Annotated in this window: 17 protein-coding genes and 1 pseudogene; 12 read left to right on the top strand and 6 right to left on the bottom strand. The window is 62.6% G+C overall.

What is annotated here, in order from left to right; translation table 11 throughout:
- Position 1: 1 nt before the first annotated feature.
- A complete protein-coding gene (locus tag OSH05_RS21540) occupies positions 2–862 on the bottom strand; it encodes a LysR family transcriptional regulator (RefSeq protein WP_104220533.1) in 861 nt (286 codons plus the stop codon).
- A 111-nt stretch (positions 863–973) separates the two neighbouring features.
- Here OSH05_RS21540 and OSH05_RS21535 point away from each other — a divergent pair, with 111 nt between their 5' ends.
- Positions 974–1,876, top strand: a complete 903-nt coding sequence (locus OSH05_RS21535) for a DMT family transporter (protein WP_104220532.1) — start codon at positions 974–976, stop codon at positions 1,874–1,876.
- 89 nt (positions 1,877–1,965) lie between these two features.
- Here OSH05_RS21535 and OSH05_RS21530 read toward each other — a convergent pair whose 3' ends face one another.
- Together OSH05_RS21530 and gpt are read right to left on the bottom strand one after the other, a co-directional pair.
- Positions 1,966–2,295, bottom strand: coding sequence for a hypothetical protein (locus OSH05_RS21530; RefSeq protein WP_104220531.1), 330 nt, complete (start codon positions 2,293–2,295; stop codon positions 1,966–1,968).
- 10 nt (positions 2,296–2,305) lie between these two features.
- Positions 2,306–2,803, bottom strand: a complete 498-nt coding sequence (gene gpt, locus OSH05_RS21525; RefSeq protein ID WP_104220530.1) for a xanthine phosphoribosyltransferase — start codon at positions 2,801–2,803, stop codon at positions 2,306–2,308.
- 170 nt (positions 2,804–2,973) lie between these two features.
- Here gpt and OSH05_RS21520 point away from each other — a divergent pair, with 170 nt between their 5' ends.
- Complete coding sequence (locus tag OSH05_RS21520) at positions 2,974–3,741, top strand: bestrophin-like domain (protein WP_266352983.1); 768 nt, start codon at positions 2,974–2,976, stop codon at positions 3,739–3,741.
- On the opposite strand, the gene OSH05_RS21515 is transcribed toward OSH05_RS21520, so the two are convergent.
- Positions 3,738–4,487, bottom strand: coding sequence for a competence/damage-inducible protein A (locus OSH05_RS21515; RefSeq protein WP_104220528.1), 750 nt, complete (start codon positions 4,485–4,487; stop codon positions 3,738–3,740). The genes OSH05_RS21520 and OSH05_RS21515 overlap by 4 nt on opposite strands.
- A 132-nt stretch (positions 4,488–4,619) precedes the next feature.
- Between OSH05_RS21515 and OSH05_RS25150 the strand changes: the two genes are divergently transcribed.
- From OSH05_RS25150 to radC, 5 genes are all read left to right on the top strand, one after another.
- Complete coding sequence (locus OSH05_RS25150; RefSeq protein WP_323181483.1) at positions 4,620–4,742, top strand: hypothetical protein; 123 nt, start codon at positions 4,620–4,622, stop codon at positions 4,740–4,742.
- Positions 4,715–4,909: a type II toxin-antitoxin system RelE/ParE family toxin gene (locus OSH05_RS21510; protein ID WP_323181482.1), complete on the top strand. Its 195-nt coding sequence runs from the start codon at positions 4,715–4,717 to the stop codon at positions 4,907–4,909. Before OSH05_RS25150 ends, OSH05_RS21510 begins: the two co-directional genes overlap by 28 nt.
- Before the next feature lie 10 nt (positions 4,910–4,919).
- On the top strand, positions 4,920–5,219 hold the full coding sequence (locus OSH05_RS21505; RefSeq protein WP_104220527.1) for an addiction module antidote protein: 300 nt from the start codon (positions 4,920–4,922) through the stop codon (positions 5,217–5,219).
- 116 nt (positions 5,220–5,335) lie between these two features.
- Positions 5,336–6,169 carry a type I methionyl aminopeptidase gene (gene map, locus OSH05_RS21500; RefSeq protein ID WP_104220526.1) on the top strand — a complete coding sequence of 278 codons (834 nt, stop codon included), beginning with the start codon at positions 5,336–5,338 and terminating at the stop codon, positions 6,167–6,169.
- Entirely contained in the window at positions 6,166–6,867 is a 702-nt protein-coding gene (gene radC, locus OSH05_RS21495) for a RadC family protein (RefSeq protein ID WP_266352924.1), read from the top strand. Before map ends, radC begins: the two co-directional genes overlap by 4 nt.
- 5 nt (positions 6,868–6,872) lie before the next feature.
- Here radC and OSH05_RS21490 read toward each other — a convergent pair whose 3' ends face one another.
- A complete protein-coding gene (locus OSH05_RS21490) occupies positions 6,873–8,987 on the bottom strand; it encodes a glycosyltransferase family protein (protein ID WP_133163190.1) in 2,115 nt (704 codons plus the stop codon).
- Positions 8,988–9,195: 208 nt separating this feature from the next.
- Here OSH05_RS21490 and OSH05_RS21485 point away from each other — a divergent pair, with 208 nt between their 5' ends.
- From OSH05_RS21485 to OSH05_RS21470, 4 genes and pseudogenes are all read left to right on the top strand, one after another.
- Positions 9,196–9,747, top strand: coding sequence for a GtrA family protein (locus OSH05_RS21485; protein ID WP_133163189.1), 552 nt, complete (start codon positions 9,196–9,198; stop codon positions 9,745–9,747).
- Positions 9,720–9,947, top strand: a pseudogene (locus OSH05_RS21480) (JAB domain-containing protein); the annotation flags it as partial. The gene OSH05_RS21485 and the pseudogene OSH05_RS21480, both read left to right, overlap by 28 nt.
- A gap of 88 nt (positions 9,948–10,035) precedes the next feature.
- Positions 10,036–10,824 (top strand): RDD family protein, encoded by a 789-nt coding sequence (locus OSH05_RS21475; protein ID WP_104221661.1) that lies wholly within the window; start codon positions 10,036–10,038, stop codon positions 10,822–10,824.
- A complete protein-coding gene (locus OSH05_RS21470) occupies positions 10,821–11,750 on the top strand; it encodes a hypothetical protein (protein ID WP_104221660.1) in 930 nt (309 codons plus the stop codon). Before OSH05_RS21475 ends, OSH05_RS21470 begins: the two co-directional genes overlap by 4 nt.
- A 28-nt stretch (positions 11,751–11,778) precedes the next feature.
- Here OSH05_RS21470 and OSH05_RS21465 read toward each other — a convergent pair whose 3' ends face one another.
- Positions 11,779–12,654: a 2OG-Fe(II) oxygenase family protein gene (locus OSH05_RS21465; RefSeq protein WP_104221659.1), complete on the bottom strand. Its 876-nt coding sequence runs from the start codon at positions 12,652–12,654 to the stop codon at positions 11,779–11,781.
- 938 nt (positions 12,655–13,592) lie between these two features.
- On the opposite strand from OSH05_RS21465, the gene OSH05_RS21460 reads away from it, so the two are divergent.
- A complete protein-coding gene (locus OSH05_RS21460; RefSeq protein WP_104221662.1) occupies positions 13,593–15,011 on the top strand; it encodes a circularly permuted type 2 ATP-grasp protein in 1,419 nt (472 codons plus the stop codon).
- The last annotated feature ends 5 nt before the right edge of the window (positions 15,012–15,016 follow it).

The following is a 15,016-nucleotide window of genomic DNA, read 5'->3' as shown; positions in this document are numbered from 1 at the left end:
ATCAGGCGGCGCGCGCCTGAAGCTCGCGGTTGCAGAAGCCGGCGAGCATCGTAGCCAGTTCGCGCGCCGCCCCGCCGGCTTCGGCCGAGACAAGCAGAGCCAGCTCTGTCGGCGGCACGTCGGGGAACCCGTCAGCCCTTCCGAGGACACGATAGGCCGGGCGGAGCGCCCGCGCCTCGATCAGGGCAACACCGAGCCCGCCGGCGATCGCCGCATCGATGCCAACAAGGCTGGCGCTCTCATAGGCAATTCGCCAGCGCCGGCCGGCCGCCTCCAGCGCATGGACGGCGCGATTGCGATAGCGGCAGCCCTGCGGAAAGGCGATCAGCGGCAACGGATCGGGCAAGGCGCCCGACCTTGCAGCCGTCGCCCAGACCAGCCGCTCCGGCCAACTGCCATAGGCGGGTCCGCCACCGGCATCGCGCTTCAGCAGAGCGATGTCGAGATCACCCGCCAGAAGGGCCGCCTCCAGCGCCACGGAAAGATCGCAGCGTATGTCGAGCCGGCAATCCGGCCGCTCGAACGAAAAGGCCGCTACCAGCCCCGTCAATTCGGCAATGGCGAAATCTTCGGTGAGGCCCAGCCCGACGCGCTCGCCAGACATCGCGTTGCCCACCGCGCTCGCCGCCTCCAGCGACAGCGCGAGGATGCGGCGCGCATAGGGCAGCAAACGCTCGCCGGCCTCCGTCGTCGAAACACCGCGCCCGTCGCGGCGGATCAGCGGTGCACCGACCTTGTCCTCCAGCTTGCGGATCTGCTGGCTGACGGTCGATTGCGTGCGATGGACCCGCTCGCCCGCCCGCGTGAAGCCGCCGGCATCGACCACGGAAACGAAGCTCTTCAGCAGATCGAGATCATACATGCGCGCACCATCGACTTTTCGAATGGATAGCATGAAATCATTGAATTTCCCAATAATAACGAGATCGCCTATAGACCCGTTGCGCCCGTTTCGGGCCGGTTGGAACGAGCCATGAGCCAGACCGAAATATCCAGCGCGACAGTCCCGAATGGGGGTAAGGATGCGGCCGGTTTGTTGCCGATCGTGCTTTTCTGCCTGATCTGGAGTTCGGCCTTCGCCGCAGCCAAGATCGCCCTGCCCCATTGCCCGCCGCTCCTGCTACTTGCGGCTCGCTTCCTCGCGGCCGGCAGCCTGATGATCGGCGCCGCCGCCTGGAGCGGCCGGTTGCGCTGGCCGGATCGCACGAGCCTCGGCAAGCTGGTGCTGCTGGGGCCTCTCAACAACGCGATCTATCTCGGCTTTTCGTTCTCGGGCATGCAGACCGTCTCCTCGGCCTTCGGCGCCGTGCTGATCAGCACCAACCCGCTACTTGTCGCGCTGCTGGCGGCCCCAGTGCTCGGCGAGCGGCTGACGACGACGAAGCTGGCGGGCCTGCTGCTCGGACTTGCGGGCGTCGCGATCGTGTTGCGCTCGCGCCTTTCCGGCGCCGAGGATCCTCACGGAACGCTACTGGTGATCGGCGGATTGCTGGCGCTCGTCGCCGGCACGGTCCTCTTCAAGAAATGGAAGCCTGCCGGCGACCTGTGGACCGGAACGGCGGTGCAGTGCCTGGCCGGCGGCGTCGCGCTGCTGCCGGTCGCGCTGGCGACCGAGAGCCTTGCCGATATCGATCTGACCCCGGCACTGGCCGGCGCCTTCGCCTATCTGGTCGTTGCCGTTTCGATCGGGGCCTTCTGGCTGTGGTTCCGCCTGCTGCAGACGCGCACCGCGACAGAGGCAAGCGCGCTGCATTTCCTCATGCCGCCGCTCGGCCTTCTTTTCGGCTGGATGGTGTTTGGCGAGCCGGTGAGCCTGTTCGACCTTGTCGGCATCGTGCCCATCGCGGCCGGCATAGCGCTCGTGACACGCGGCTGAGGGCGGCGGTCACGAGCCATTCGTATTCATCAACGCCGACAGGCCATCGCGCAAACCAAGCGCCGATTGGCGTGACGGCGCGCCTCCGACTAGTTCGCCTCGATGTCCGCCTTCACTTCGGCAATGAACTCCTCGGCGCCCTTCTTCACTTCGCGCACATGCTCGCCGACTTCCTTCAGGAAGCGGTCGAGTTCAAGCTTAAGCCCGCCAGCCGATGGCTTTTCGATGCCATGGGCATAGATGACCATGCGCATCGACACTGCGAGGTCGAGCAGAAGGCCGGTCAGCATGGCGTCGTCGAGTTCGTTCTCCTCAGCATAGCCAGAGATCAGGTCGAATAGCGCTTCGCGGTGCTCATCATATTCTTCCTCGAAGGCGGCGAGATCCTCGTCGATCAAATCGTTCGTCTTCTCGTTCATTTTAATGTCCTCAGCCGACCAGCGGCGGTTGGAAGGATAGGCCCATGTCCCAGGGAAAGAAGATCCACGTATCCTGCGACACTTCCGTGATGAAGGTATCGACCAGCGGCCGGCCCAGCGGCTTGGCGTAAAGCGTAGCATAATGGGCCTTGGGCAGCATGTCGCGAACGAGCCGCGCCGTCTTGCCGGTATCGACGAGATCGTCGATCACCAATATGCCTGCGCCCTCACCGCCGGCGAGGTCGATCACCGCCTGGTTGACGCCCTTTAGAACTTTGAGGGAACCCTGCTCCTGATAGTCGTGATAGGAGGCGACGCAGACCGTCTCGACCACGCGGATACCGAGTTCACGCGCGACGATCGCCGCCGGCACCAGCCCGCCGCGGGTGACGCAGACGATGGCTTCCCATTTCTGGTCGCCAGAGAGCCGCCAGGTCAGCGCCCGCGCGTCGCGGTGAAACTGATCCCAGGATACGGGAAACGCCTTTTCAGCTCGCGTATTCGTCATGCCGCCTCCAGTGCCGCGATTCCCACGAGCCATGGAGCGGCCCGCCCTCTCGCACAATCTGCCAGAGGACGCGCTCCACAGAAAAGTGCCAAGAGCGCAGCTATTCGCTTTCATGCGTTGCGTCTAGGCTGATCGTGAACAGCCAATGGCGGGAGAGACACTTGCAGGACATGCTCGGGCTATCCTACGAGGCGTCGGTAGCGCTGGTCACCTTCCTGTGCCTCACGACCGCATCGCTCGGCACGCTGTTCACCTATCACCACCTGCCCGACCATCATCTCGACGACAAGACGCTCGACATCGTGCGGATCGTAGCCAACATCTTCGGCTTGCTGAGCTCGCTGGTCCTCGGCCTGCTAGTGAGTTCGGCCAGCAGCAATTTTTCCGACGTGGACAAGGCCGTCCACGCCTATGCGACCGAACTGATCCTCCTGGACCGCGCACTGCGCGACCTTGGCCCCGATGGTGAGCCGGCCCGGGCCGAACTCACCGGCTATGTTGCCAATGTCGTCGCCATGCGCGATGTCGAGCGGCCCTCCTTGCCGTCCGAAAACCGGACGGCCGAAGGAACGCTCCACGACATCAGCGCCAGGCTTTCCGCGCTGAAGCTGACCGATCCGCAGATGATCTCGCAGCGCGACGTGGCAAAGGCGGAGGTCACGACGCTGCTGCGCGCCCGCTGGGGAATCATCGACCGCACCGAGGGCTCGGTCCCGGCTCCCTTGATGGTGGCGCTCGTCATCTGGCTCGCGATGACGATGGCTTGCTATGGCTTTCGGGCTCCGAAGAACGCCATCGTCGTGATCGGCTTCGTCGTTTCCTCAGCATTGCTGTCGGGCGCGATCTACATGATCCTCGATATGGGCAGGCCATTCGACGGCCCGATCCAGGCCTCTTCCGCCCCCTTCGTGCACACGCTCGCCGAGTTGAAACGCTAGCGCGGCGTGACGAGCAGGCTGGCAATCAACCCTTCGACGGCGCGCACGGCCTCGGCAAGGCGGCCCGCGTCGCGCGAACGCAGCACGATATCGGTAGCGAAGCCGCCATCCAGCATCTTCGGATAGCTGCCGATCGCAACATCCGGGAAGTCGCCCTGGATCGCGCCAAGCCCGGCGGCGATCCGCCCCTCGCCCATCGAGGCCGGCACCGTCGCGGAGAGCATCTTCGTGCCGGTCGGGATCGTCGCCGTCACGGCATCCAGCATCGCCTGCATGATCGTGGGCACGCCCGCCATGACATGAACGTTGCGGATCGTGAAACCCGGCGCCTTGGAGACGGGATTGTCGATCAGCGAGGCACCGGACGGGATGCGCGCCATCCTGAGGCGCGCCTCGTTGAGGCTGGCGGCACCATAATGCTCGGTCAGGATCGCGACGGCGCGAGGATCGTGGTCAATGTTGACGCCGAACGCCTTGGCCATCGCGTCGGCGGTAATATCGTCATGCGTCGGGCCGATGCCGCCGGTCGAGAAGACATGGTCGTAGCGATCGGACAGCGCGCGGACCGCCGCGACGATCTCGTCCTCGATATCCGGAACGACGCGAACCTCGCGCACATCAATGCCGATCGCGGTGCAATATTCGGCGATATAGCCGATGTTCTTGTCCTTGGTCCGCCCCGAGAGGATCTCGTCGCCGATGACGAGGATGGCGGCGGTGACGATGGCGGGGGCGGTGTCGGTCATGGCAATCTCCTGGTCCGCGAGCGGTGTAGCGCTCAAATGCACGCGGCTCAACGGGGGTCGAGCGTTCAAATCCGCTTGTCGGAATTTGTCTCCTATGGGATACATCTCATATCTCCGAGGGATATCGCCTCTGTGTATGAGATCGACCAGACAGACCTCTATCGCCGTTGGTTTGCCGAACTGGCCGACGAGCGGGCCAGGGCGCGCATCGACATGCGGATCTTCCCCTGTCGCTCGGAAACCCTGGCGACGTAAAACCAGTAGGCAAAGGTGTCAGCGAGCTTCGGATAGACTACGGACCCGGCTACCGCGTGTACTTCACACGACGAGGAAAGCGGCTGCTGCTCCTCTTATGCGGAGGGGACAAGAGCACGCAGGACAAGGACATAAGCGCTGCAAAGGCGCTCTTGCACGAACTTTGAGGTCAAGGTCATGGCGTTGAGCATCACGAAATGGGATGTTGCCGAGCATCTCGACAACGATGAGCGGATAGCACTGTTCCTGGAAGCCATCTTCGAGGATGGGACCCCTTCTGAAATTGCGGAGGCTCTCGGCGTCGTCGCCCGCGCCCGCGGCATGACGCAGCTGGCCGCGCAGACAGGTCTGAGCCGGCCGGCGCTGTACAAGGCGCTTTCTGGCGATGGCAATCCCGGGCTAGACACGATCATGAAGGTGCTGGCGGCGCTCGGCATGCGTCTCGCCGTCGCGCCGCTCCCCGATAAAGCAGCCTGATGGCGCGAAACATCTTGTAACCGGCGGCGCGATGCGCCAGATCGGAGGAACCCGTATCGAACCCGGCCCTTCCCGTCGCTTCAGGCGCGCCGACCTGCCGGACTGAGGAGCCTTAGATGGTCACCTATGTCGACGCCGAGACCGCGCCGCTGAAGAACACTGGACAGATCCGCCTCTACGACCGCGCCGGTTTCGACGCCATGCATCGGGCTGGCCGCCTCGCGGCCGAATGCCTCGACGCGATCGCCGACATCATCCGCCCCGGCGTCCCGACCGACGAGATTGACCGCTTCGTCTACGAATTCGGCGAGAAGAACGGCGCGCTGCCGGCGACGCTCGGCTATCGCGGCTATACGAAATCGACCTGCACGTCGCTGAACCACGTCGTCTGCCACGGCATTCCGAACGAGAAGCCGCTGCGCGACGGCGACATATTGAACGTCGACGTTACCTTCGTGCTCGATGGCTGGTATGGCGATTCAAGCCGCATGTATTATGTCGGCGAGGTCAAGCGCGCGGCGTCGCGGCTGGTGGAAGTTACCTATGAATCGCTGATGCGCGGCATCGCCGCGGTGAAGCCCGGCAAGACGACCGGCGATATCGGCCATGCGATCCAGTCCTTCGCCGAAGCGGAGCGCTGCTCGGTCGTGCGCGACTTCTGCGGCCACGGCGTCGGGCGGCTGTTCCATGACACACCCAATATCCTGCACTATGGCAATCCCGGCGAGGGCGTCGAGCTTCGTCCCGGCATGATCTTCACCATCGAGCCGATGATCAATCTTGGCCGGCCGCACGTGAAGGTGCTCGCCGATGGCTGGACAGCGGTGACGCGCGATCGTTCGCTCTCCGCCCAGTTCGAGCACACGGTCGGCGTCACAGAGACCGGCTGCGAGATCTTCACCCTCTCGCCGCGCGGCTATGCCTGCCCACCCTACCCGGCCGCGGCATGACGGGCTTCGACGACGATGCGGGGGACCTCCCCCATTTCGTCGGCCACCGCGATCGGCTGAAGACGCGTTTTCGCGAGCAGGGCGCCGATGCGCTCGCTGATTATGAACTGCTCGAACTGCTGCTCTTCCATTCCGTGCCGCGGCGCGACACCAAGCCGATCGCCAAGGCGCTCCTCGCCCGCTTTGGCACCTTTTCCGACGTTCTCGCAGCGCCGGAGGCAAGGCTCATGGAAGTTTCCGGCGTCGGCGCTTCGGTCGCGACGCATCTGAAGGCCGTGCATGCCGCATCGATGCGCTATGCACGCGGAGCGGTTCGCGAGCGGCCCCTGCTCTCCTCCTGGAGCGCCGTCATCGACTATTGCCGCGCCGCCATGGCCTATGAGGAAAAGGAGCAGTTCCGCATCCTCTTTCTCGACAAGCGCAACCAGCTCATCGCCGACGAGGTCCAACAGGTCGGCACGGTCGACCATACCCCCGTCTATCCGCGCGAAGTGGTGAAGCGCGCGCTCGAACTATCCTCGACCGCGATCGTCCTCGTGCACAACCATCCCTCCGGGGACCCGACCCCCTCGCGCGCCGACATCCAGATGACCAAGACCATCGTCGACATCGCAACCCCGCTCGGCATCGCCGTCCACGACCACATCATCGTCGGCCGCAACGGCCATGCCAGCTTCAAGGGATTGAAGCTGATCTGAGAGGATCAATCGCGATATAGCTTCACTTCATTGAGCCCACCGCCAGCGCCCCGGAACGAGAGGAGATCGAGCTGGAAGGCGTCGGCCTCCGGAAGCGGAGCCGGGAGCTTTACCTCCGTCCAGCGAGGAAATGGCTCGAGCTCCAGGAAATGCGTCCACACTTCGCGGCCCTTCGAAAGCAGAACAAGCCGGGCGATTCCACCCGCGCGGGTGTTGCGAACCCCATCCCGCGTGTTGAGGAGCAGGATGCGCTTGACCGGACTCGGTGCGGCAAATGTCATGCGAATCGAGGCGGGCGAACCCTCCCGCGCGAGCCAATAGTCGGCACAGCTCTCGAAGATGCTGCCGTCGTCTAGGGAGGTCGGATCAAAGCCGGGCTCAGCCGAACTGGCGGCTATGGAGGCGAACGCGATCCGCGAGCGCTCCAATGATTCGGCCCGCTCACGCAACGCATAGACGCGCGGACAGGATTCCGGATTGGCTACCTTCGAAACCGGGACGTAATCTCCGTCGACGACCTCGGCGAATTCCGGGAACGCCCGAATGCCATACTGACTTGGATCCTCGAAGAAGAAACTGCCGGGCGCCACGGCATCGACGATGTAAGCAGGCGGATCGCGTTTCAGATCCCCGATGAACCGGGAGCGGAAATAACTACGCAGCTCCGTCCAGTACAGCTGATTCTCGTTCGTTGCTTCCCTCGTCGCCGGCGCCATCGCGGCATCGACGTAGCACTCCGCCTGCCAGCCCCAGCAGACCATGCGGTCTCCGGGTTCGGGACGCAGCCATTGCAGCGTGTGCAGTGCCTTGAACGGCTTACCCTTCAGATAAATGCCTTCATTCCAACCCGTTGACCATGGCTGACCGTAGGCGCGTTCCTGTGCCAGCCTTGGCAGCAACAGGTAGAGGGCAACCCCGACGAGACAAAGCGATGCCGCGGCCGTGCCCCAGCGCCCCGTCGTCCCCCCATTTGTCGCCAGGAGCGAGGCAGCCGCGCCGATCATGACCAGTGCCGGCAACCCGAACAGCAGATAATGCGAGAAGTCCCGGCCTGGGGTGACGGCAGCGGCATAGGAAACCGCGGCCATGACGACGGCAACGGATGCAAAGCGCAGTGCCAGACGACCTGGTCGCGAGCGGCGCCAGGCGAACAGGGCGATCATCACCACCATGCCGATGCACAGCATCGCCAGATAGGTGAATGCGAGCTGCCCAAAGCTCGTCCAGGACAGCAGATGCCAGATCTTGTCGCTCCATTGCTGCCCGACAATTCGCAACTTCTGCTGGACGAAATAGCTCTTCACAAAATCGTCGCCTCCCCCGGAAAGGGTGAGAGGCAGCAGGAAAGCCGCAGCTGGCACGCAAGCGGCCGCGATGACGGCCGCCGCACGCTTCAAGCGAAGCGACAATGTGGCTGGGTGAGCCGGCCGACATGCGCAAAGCAGCGCGAGGGCGCCGACGAGGGCGGCGATCGGAGTTCCTTGCAGCTTCGCGAAGGGAACGCATCCCGCCGCGAAGGCAGCCAAGAGCAGAAACCACGTGCGCCGGGTCTCCGCGTAGATGGCCAAACCGAATATGCCGAGCGAGATCAGGAAGATCGGCATGATCTCGCTCGAATAGTGAACGAAATCGAAGAAATTGGTAAAGATCAGGAATAGATAGGCCGGAAGAGTTGCTACCATGGCCACGCGGGCATCGAAGAGACGCCTCAGGGCACTTGCGAGAAGGCTCATGGAGATTGCCAGCAGGACGATCGCCGTCAGCCGAATGTTGAAGAAGGTGATGTCGAGACCGAAGAGCCTCGGCCAGACGAGGACCATCGAGTCGATCGGACCCGCCGTCAGTGGATCGACGATGTCCCAGCTGATCCAGCCCCAACGAGCCCGCATCGCGTTCGCGCCCATCAGCGCTTCATCGGGATTGATGGCACGATCATAGAACAGCATCGGCAGGCGACTGACGAAGAGCGCCAGGAAACTGATCGAAAGGAAGCAGATCTGCAGCAGGCGGCGCCATTCATCGCGCTGGACAAGGCACGCGATGGCGATGAGGACAACCGCCAGCCCGGCATATGCATAGCCGAGGAGCAGGGGCGACACTTCCATCAGTGCTTGAAACAATCAGGCTCCCTTTCGACCCGAGCATTCGAGCCTAGTCATGTTGGCATTGACCTGCCTATGCCGACCGTCGACGAGATTGCAACCGATATATTCAAGTCACACGCCAAAATAGGGACTTGACCACTCCCAGCTGATGTTCGATCTGATTGCACGCAGGAAAATCGATACTCATTTCGAGTGAACGTTGCTCTGCAGGGGCCTCCGTTTCATGGCCCCAAAAGGGCGACGCACGCCTGTCAAGGCTCGCCCGGACTACTGGTCATGGTTCGAAAGCCGTACGCGGCTCTTTATTCAGGAGTCGCGCACAATCGTGGCGTCGAATTTGCCTACCGGTCAGTTCGCAGGTTTCGTCAGCATAGGCATCGCCTCTGCTGGCCTGTCGCTGTTGGCGCGCTACGCCGCGAACCAAATCCTGCCCTTCGAGGCTTCGGTGGTGGTCGCGCATATTGTCGGAATGATATTTTCCTTCGCGCTCAACCGTCTGCTCATCTTCCCTGAAACCCAACGATCAGTATGGGACGAACTGGCGCGGTTCACGCTGGTAAATCTGATGTCGTTGGCGATCGCCACGGGCATGAGTTCCTGGTTCTATCGCATCGTCCTCCCGGCGCTGGACATCCAGGCCTATTCGGGCGTCATCGCCCACCTTGCAGGTCTCGGCGCCTGCACGGTGCCGAGCTTCCTGGGTCACAAGTTCTTCTCGTTCCGCCAGCAAGAGACGAGGCCGGCCGCACCCCCGTCTATCCGCGCGAAGTGGTGAAGCGCGCGCTCGAACTGTCCTCGACCGCCATCGTACTCGTCCATAACCATCCCTCAGGCGACCCGACCCCCTCGCGCGCCGACATCCAGATGACCAAGACCATCGTCGACATCGCAACCCCGCTCGGCATCGCCGTCCACGACCACATCATCGTCGGCCGCAACGGCCATGCCAGCTTCAAGGGATTGAAGCTGATCTGAAGAATCGGCCGTGCCCGCCGGAAAAGCACTGCTCGGTCTTTCGCGAGGCGCGAATTCCCGCCAAGATTGCAGGCGGGGGGCATGATTCATGACAGACGGCGACTGGTACTTCGACAATCGCGGCTCGGTCGCCGGACCGATGAATTTTCCGCAACTGCGCCGTATGGCGCTCACCTTTTCAATCGATGCCGATACGATGGTCTGGCGCGACGGCGAGCCTGAACGTCGGCGTCTTCGTGACGTGATCGGGGAACTGGCCTCCAATCCGCCCCCCGCCGCATTAGAGGTCTCACCGCCGGCAAATATTCGGGTGCATCGCGGCTGGACCAGCGGCAATCGCTCTGCGTCCCGAAGGTTCGTGGCCCGATACATCGATTTGCAGATCCACGGTTATATCGGCATCTTCCTTCTGTCCTACGGTCTCTTTTCGTTCCTGCCAGTCACCGCCGAAAGGCTGGTCGGCCTTTTGAATAGCAGAGGCGGGTGGATTCTTGGTGCAATGGCCCAGGCCTTGATCGCGGTGCCGATCGGCGCCTTGATCATCGGATGGAGCGGTTTCTCGCTCGGCAAATGGCTCTGCGGCATCCGGATCTGCGATGAGGATCTGCGGCCGATTGGCCCGATCCGAGCCCTCGAACGAGAACTTGATGTCTATCTCCGCGGCCTCTGCCTTGCGATCCCGCTGCTGTTCATAATCTGCGGCGTACTGGCGCTCCGGCGAGTGAAGAAGCGCGGCACCATGCGCTGGGACGAATACGGCATCGTCGTCCTCGCCCGGCCGAGCGGGGCTCTGCAAGATGCGATGTTTGTCTGCGCGATCTGTCTGGCAATTGCCATCTACGTCGCCGCTCTGGCGTGGTTCCGGAGCCACCGATGATCGAGGAGCATGCAGACCACCGGACGAGCGCGGAAGCGCCGGAGACGCCGATCCGACCGACCGGCGTGCGGTCGACGATAGCAATGCTCGCCCTCTTCGTCGTTGTCGTGATCACGGCTCTGGCCGACTTGTCGCTCAACTTCCTGAGCTTGTCGCTCGATGCGATCTACGTCGAGTACGACGCCGCACATGCAGGCCCGATCGCGTTTGTCGCGGGCCGCGCCCTGTTGCTGGCTGTTGCCATCTTTGCGACGCTGACGATCGCGCGGCTATTCCGGCGGATGGGTCGTCCCGCAGGGGCGGGCGCGCTGCTTGCCGTCGCGGTCCTGTTGCTCATTTCCGAGGGAATCGGGGCAGGGGCAAGTGTCCGTCGGCTGCCGTTGGCCTTGGACGAGGCTAGCGCCATTGCGGCCATGGACCCTTTCGAACTGCGGTATGAAGCCGCTACCGGCGTCCTCGCCATCCGCGGCAACATCACCCCAGGTCTCACCGACGCGATCCTTGAGGTCGAGAAGGCGTCGGGGCCTCTTCGCGCCATCGAGATCACCAGCGATGGCGGCCTGGTCGACGAGGCGCTTGCCGTCGCGGATATCATTCGCCAACGTGGCCTTACCGTGATCGTCCGGGAGACATGTGCGAGCGCCTGCATCATCCTCGCGGTCGCCTCCCCCGAAGCCTATGCCGAGGAAGGGCTGAACCTCGGCCTCCATGCGATCTACGCGCTGACGGATGACCAGTCCGAGACCAGTATCTATGCGGCCGAGCAGGCGAGGCTGCGCTATCGCGACTTCCTGCTGGCCAAGGGCCTCTCCGAAGAGCTGTTGGAAGAGGCCGACGAATATGGACCGGACGAGCTGCTGCTCGTTCCCGCCGAAGATCTGGTTCACGTCGGCATCATGAAGGGACTTGTGGCGCGCAGGTCTTAGGCGCAGGAAGCGTTGCTGGATCTGGTGGCTACTTGTTGTTCCGCGACAATTCCGCCAGCCTTTCGGCCAGATAGCTGCCCGCCGTATGGCGTTCAGAAAGAACGACGTCGGGTCGCGGCTGCTGGAACATCGGGATCGAGATGCGCGAGCGCTTCGCAGCGTCGCCCGTCGGATTGACGACCCGGTGAGTCGTCGAGCGGTAATAGCCACCGGACGCTTCCTGAAGCATGTCGCCGGTGTTGATCACCAGCGTTCCGAAATCGAACGGCACGTCGACCCATTCGCCGTTGGCGTTCACCAATTGCAGCCCACGCTCGTTCGCAGAGGGTAGGATGGTCAAGAGATTGATGTCCTCGTGCGCATGGGCCCGAACCGCGTCCGCGTCCTCCTCGCCCGTCAGCGGCGGATATCGCAGGATGCGGAATAGCGAGCCGGAGCTGCCGCGAACCATCTCCGGCAGCGGCACCGAAAAGCGCGCCTTGACCTCGTCCGGCGTGTTGTCCTGGACCCACCCCAGCAATTCGGAAGCCAGCGCACCGGCGAGATCGGAATAGCGGCGCGCCGCGTCGGAGACCTCGTCCGGGTAGCGCCCCCAGGCATAGATGTGGAAATACTCCTTGAGGTCGCGCTTCTTGCCGGTCTTCGCGGTCTCCGCCTGATGCGGCGGGAAATAGCCGTCATGCTTCTCGCCGACGAGATATTTGAACTTGTCGTCGCTGTCGAAGAAGGCGAGCCACTCGGCGTAGATTTCCTCGACCAGATCTTGCGGAATGGGGTGGTTGCGGACCACGCCAAAGCCCGACTGACGCAGCGACTGCGCAAACAGCGCCGGCGCGTTAGGGTCACGGTAATCGACGGAAATCACGCCGCTTTCGCCGGCGACCACCTCATTCACCGAAGTCATCGATTGTGTTCCCTGCCTTGATTTCCCCTGACCCAATATAGGGTCCGGCAGCGCAGATTCGCATATCTGCAAGGGGCAACGCCAGCCCCGCCAAGCGGAAATTCGAGGCTCTCGACGCGCGCTGCCGAAGCCGGAGACTGGACTACTTGAACCGGATGGACGAGGGCACGCGCCGTCTTGGCTAGGGTGAAATAGCGGCTGTTAACGAAATATTTCACACTCCCTAGGTTATAGTTTTCTACGTCATACGATTAATATTAAAATATTACTATTATTATTTATTCCGATACGAATTTTTTCTGATAAACTACTAGTTAATACTGAATCGATACGTTCTTCTCTTTGCCCATCGACCGGCTATGGTACGTCGATGGCGATGAGAGCCACGTTGGACGACAGGACGCAATCTACGTTGCGCTCTCTCGAGTTCTTCGACCGCACGGGTCCGCTACGCCGCCGGTCGAGCGAACGGTGTGAGCATCCGACGGCTACACTGACGCATTTTGAAATCTGTGTGTGTCGCGGACGACCGTCGGCGCCATCGCAAACCGGATCGCTTGTTCAAGCCTCGTAGAAGCGGGCGCCTTCCGGCACGAAGGCTCATTCAGTCAGGATTGGCAATCCCGGTCGTAGCTTCCGATCTCAATGTGAAGACCGGTTGCTCCGTCCGCAGGTTACTGCATCCACATCCTATCGATCGCCGTCGAAGCCTTGGCCGGAAGCGGCATGCCATCCGCCCAATCCTTAAGCAATTGCCGCCTTTCGCGCCGCGTCACTCCGTGCCGTGTGATTTCTTCGATTGCCTCTAGCCAATTCTGCCCGGCTCATATGCAATGGATCCCGTTGGCTGCTTCGCGGTTGACGAAAAGCCTACCGATAGCGCCGTTGGCATGCGGCTTGCCGGGAAGGCCTGGAGACGAGACGGAGATCGCGCGCTGATGGTCGTTGCCTTCGATGAGATGGGTGCAAGCAGCGATGGCTGCCGGCCGGGTTACGAGGTGCTGAAACGTTGGCTCGATTCGACGCCGCCCGATCTTCTCGCCACGCGGCGCGCCGAGGCCGAGCTCCTGTTTCGCAGGGTTGGTATCACCTTCAACGTCTATGGCGACGAGGCGGGCGAGGAGCGGCTGATCCCGTTCGATATCATTCCGCGCATCCTGACCAAACCCGAATGGACGATCCTCGCTCGTGGGCTAGAGCAGCGGACTAAGGCGCTGAACGCCTTCCTCGCCGATATCTATTCGAAGGGCGAGATCCTGCGCGCCGGTATCGTGCCGGAGGACCTGATCTATCGGAATCCCTATTATCGCCCCGAGATGGCAGGGCTGAAGCTCGCCCACGACATCTATGTCATGATCGCCGGCATCGACATCGTCCGCATCGACCCAGATACGTTCTACGTTCTGGAGGACAACGCCCGCACGCCTTCCGGCGTCTCCTACATGCTGGAGAACCGCGAAGTCATGATGCGGCTGTTCCCCGACCTCTTCGCCGAACAGCGCATCGAGCCGGTCGAGAATTATCCCGATGCTCTGCTCGCGACGCTGAAATCCGTGGCGCCGCGCTCGGCCCCCGCCGATCCGACAGTCGCTTTGCTCACCCCCGGGCCCTACAACAGCGCCTTCTACGAGCACTCGTTCCTGGCCGACAAGCTCGGCATCGAGTTGGTCGAGGGACGCGACCTGCAGGTGCGCGACAATGTCGTCTACATGCGCACGACCGAGGGGCCGAAGCGCGTCGATGTCCTCTATCGCCGCCTCGACGACGACTTCCTCGATCCGCTGACTTTCCGACCCGATTCGGCCCTCGGCGTTCCCGGATTGATGAGCGCCTATCGTGCCGGCAACATCACGCTCTCCAATGCCGTCGGAACGGGCGTGGCCGATGACAAGGCCGTCTATTCCTACATGCCTGAGATCGTGCGGTTCTATCTCGGCGAGGAGCCGATCCTGAAGAACGTGCCGACCTGGCGCTGCCGCGAACCCGACGCGCTGAAATATGTTCTCGATCATCTCCCCGAGATGGTGGTGAAGGAAGTGGCCGGTTCCGGCGGCTATGGCATGCTGATCGGCCCGGCAGCCGACAAGAAATCGATCGCCGAATTCGCCGCCAAGCTGAAGGCCGATCCGGACGATTTCATCGCCCAGCCGACGCTGGCGCTCTCGACCTCGCCTACATTCGTCGAATCCGGCATCGCGCCGCGCCATGTTGATCTGCGCCCCTTCGTTCTGACAGGTGGCGACAAGGTGCGGATCGTGCCGGGAGGGCTTACCCGCGTCGCGCTCAAGGAAGGGTCGCTGGTGGTGAATTCGAGCCAGGGCGGCGGCACCAAGGATACATGGGTGCTCGATGCGTAATTTCC

Source organism: Kaistia algarum (assembly GCF_026343945.1).
In the GTDB taxonomy this organism is placed as follows: domain Bacteria; phylum Pseudomonadota; class Alphaproteobacteria; order Rhizobiales; family Kaistiaceae; genus Kaistia; species Kaistia algarum.
The sequence above is the reverse complement of the archived record's forward strand: the minus strand, read 5'-3'. Positions and strand labels throughout refer to the sequence as shown.

What these genes read in the sequence shown, in the direction of transcription:
- OSH05_RS21540 (WP_104220533.1), bottom strand. Translation starts at nt 862, where the DNA reads ATGTATGATCTCGATCTGCTGAAGAGCTTCGTTTCCGTGGTCGATGCC.
- OSH05_RS21535 (WP_104220532.1), top strand. Translation starts at nt 974, where the DNA reads ATGAGCCAGACCGAAATATCCAGCGCGACAGTCCCGAATGGGGGTAAG.
- OSH05_RS21530 (WP_104220531.1), bottom strand. Translation starts at nt 2,295, where the DNA reads ATGAACGAGAAGACGAACGATTTGATCGACGAGGATCTCGCCGCCTTC.
- gpt (WP_104220530.1), bottom strand. Translation starts at nt 2,803, where the DNA reads ATGACGAATACGCGAGCTGAAAAGGCGTTTCCCGTATCCTGGGATCAG.
- OSH05_RS21520 (WP_266352983.1), top strand. Translation starts at nt 2,974, where the DNA reads ATGCTCGGGCTATCCTACGAGGCGTCGGTAGCGCTGGTCACCTTCCTG.
- OSH05_RS21515 (WP_104220528.1), bottom strand. Translation starts at nt 4,487, where the DNA reads ATGACCGACACCGCCCCCGCCATCGTCACCGCCGCCATCCTCGTCATC.
- OSH05_RS21505 (WP_104220527.1), top strand. Translation starts at nt 4,920, where the DNA reads ATGGCGTTGAGCATCACGAAATGGGATGTTGCCGAGCATCTCGACAAC.
- map (WP_104220526.1), top strand. Translation starts at nt 5,336, where the DNA reads ATGGTCACCTATGTCGACGCCGAGACCGCGCCGCTGAAGAACACTGGA.
- radC (WP_266352924.1), top strand. Translation starts at nt 6,166, where the DNA reads ATGACGGGCTTCGACGACGATGCGGGGGACCTCCCCCATTTCGTCGGC.
- OSH05_RS21485 (WP_133163189.1), top strand. Translation starts at nt 9,196, where the DNA reads ATGGCCCCAAAAGGGCGACGCACGCCTGTCAAGGCTCGCCCGGACTAC.
- OSH05_RS21475 (WP_104221661.1), top strand. Translation starts at nt 10,036, where the DNA reads ATGACAGACGGCGACTGGTACTTCGACAATCGCGGCTCGGTCGCCGGA.
- OSH05_RS21470 (WP_104221660.1), top strand. Translation starts at nt 10,821, where the DNA reads ATGATCGAGGAGCATGCAGACCACCGGACGAGCGCGGAAGCGCCGGAG.
- OSH05_RS21465 (WP_104221659.1), bottom strand. Translation starts at nt 12,654, where the DNA reads ATGACTTCGGTGAATGAGGTGGTCGCCGGCGAAAGCGGCGTGATTTCC.
- OSH05_RS21460 (WP_104221662.1), top strand. Translation starts at nt 13,593, where the DNA reads ATGGTCGTTGCCTTCGATGAGATGGGTGCAAGCAGCGATGGCTGCCGG.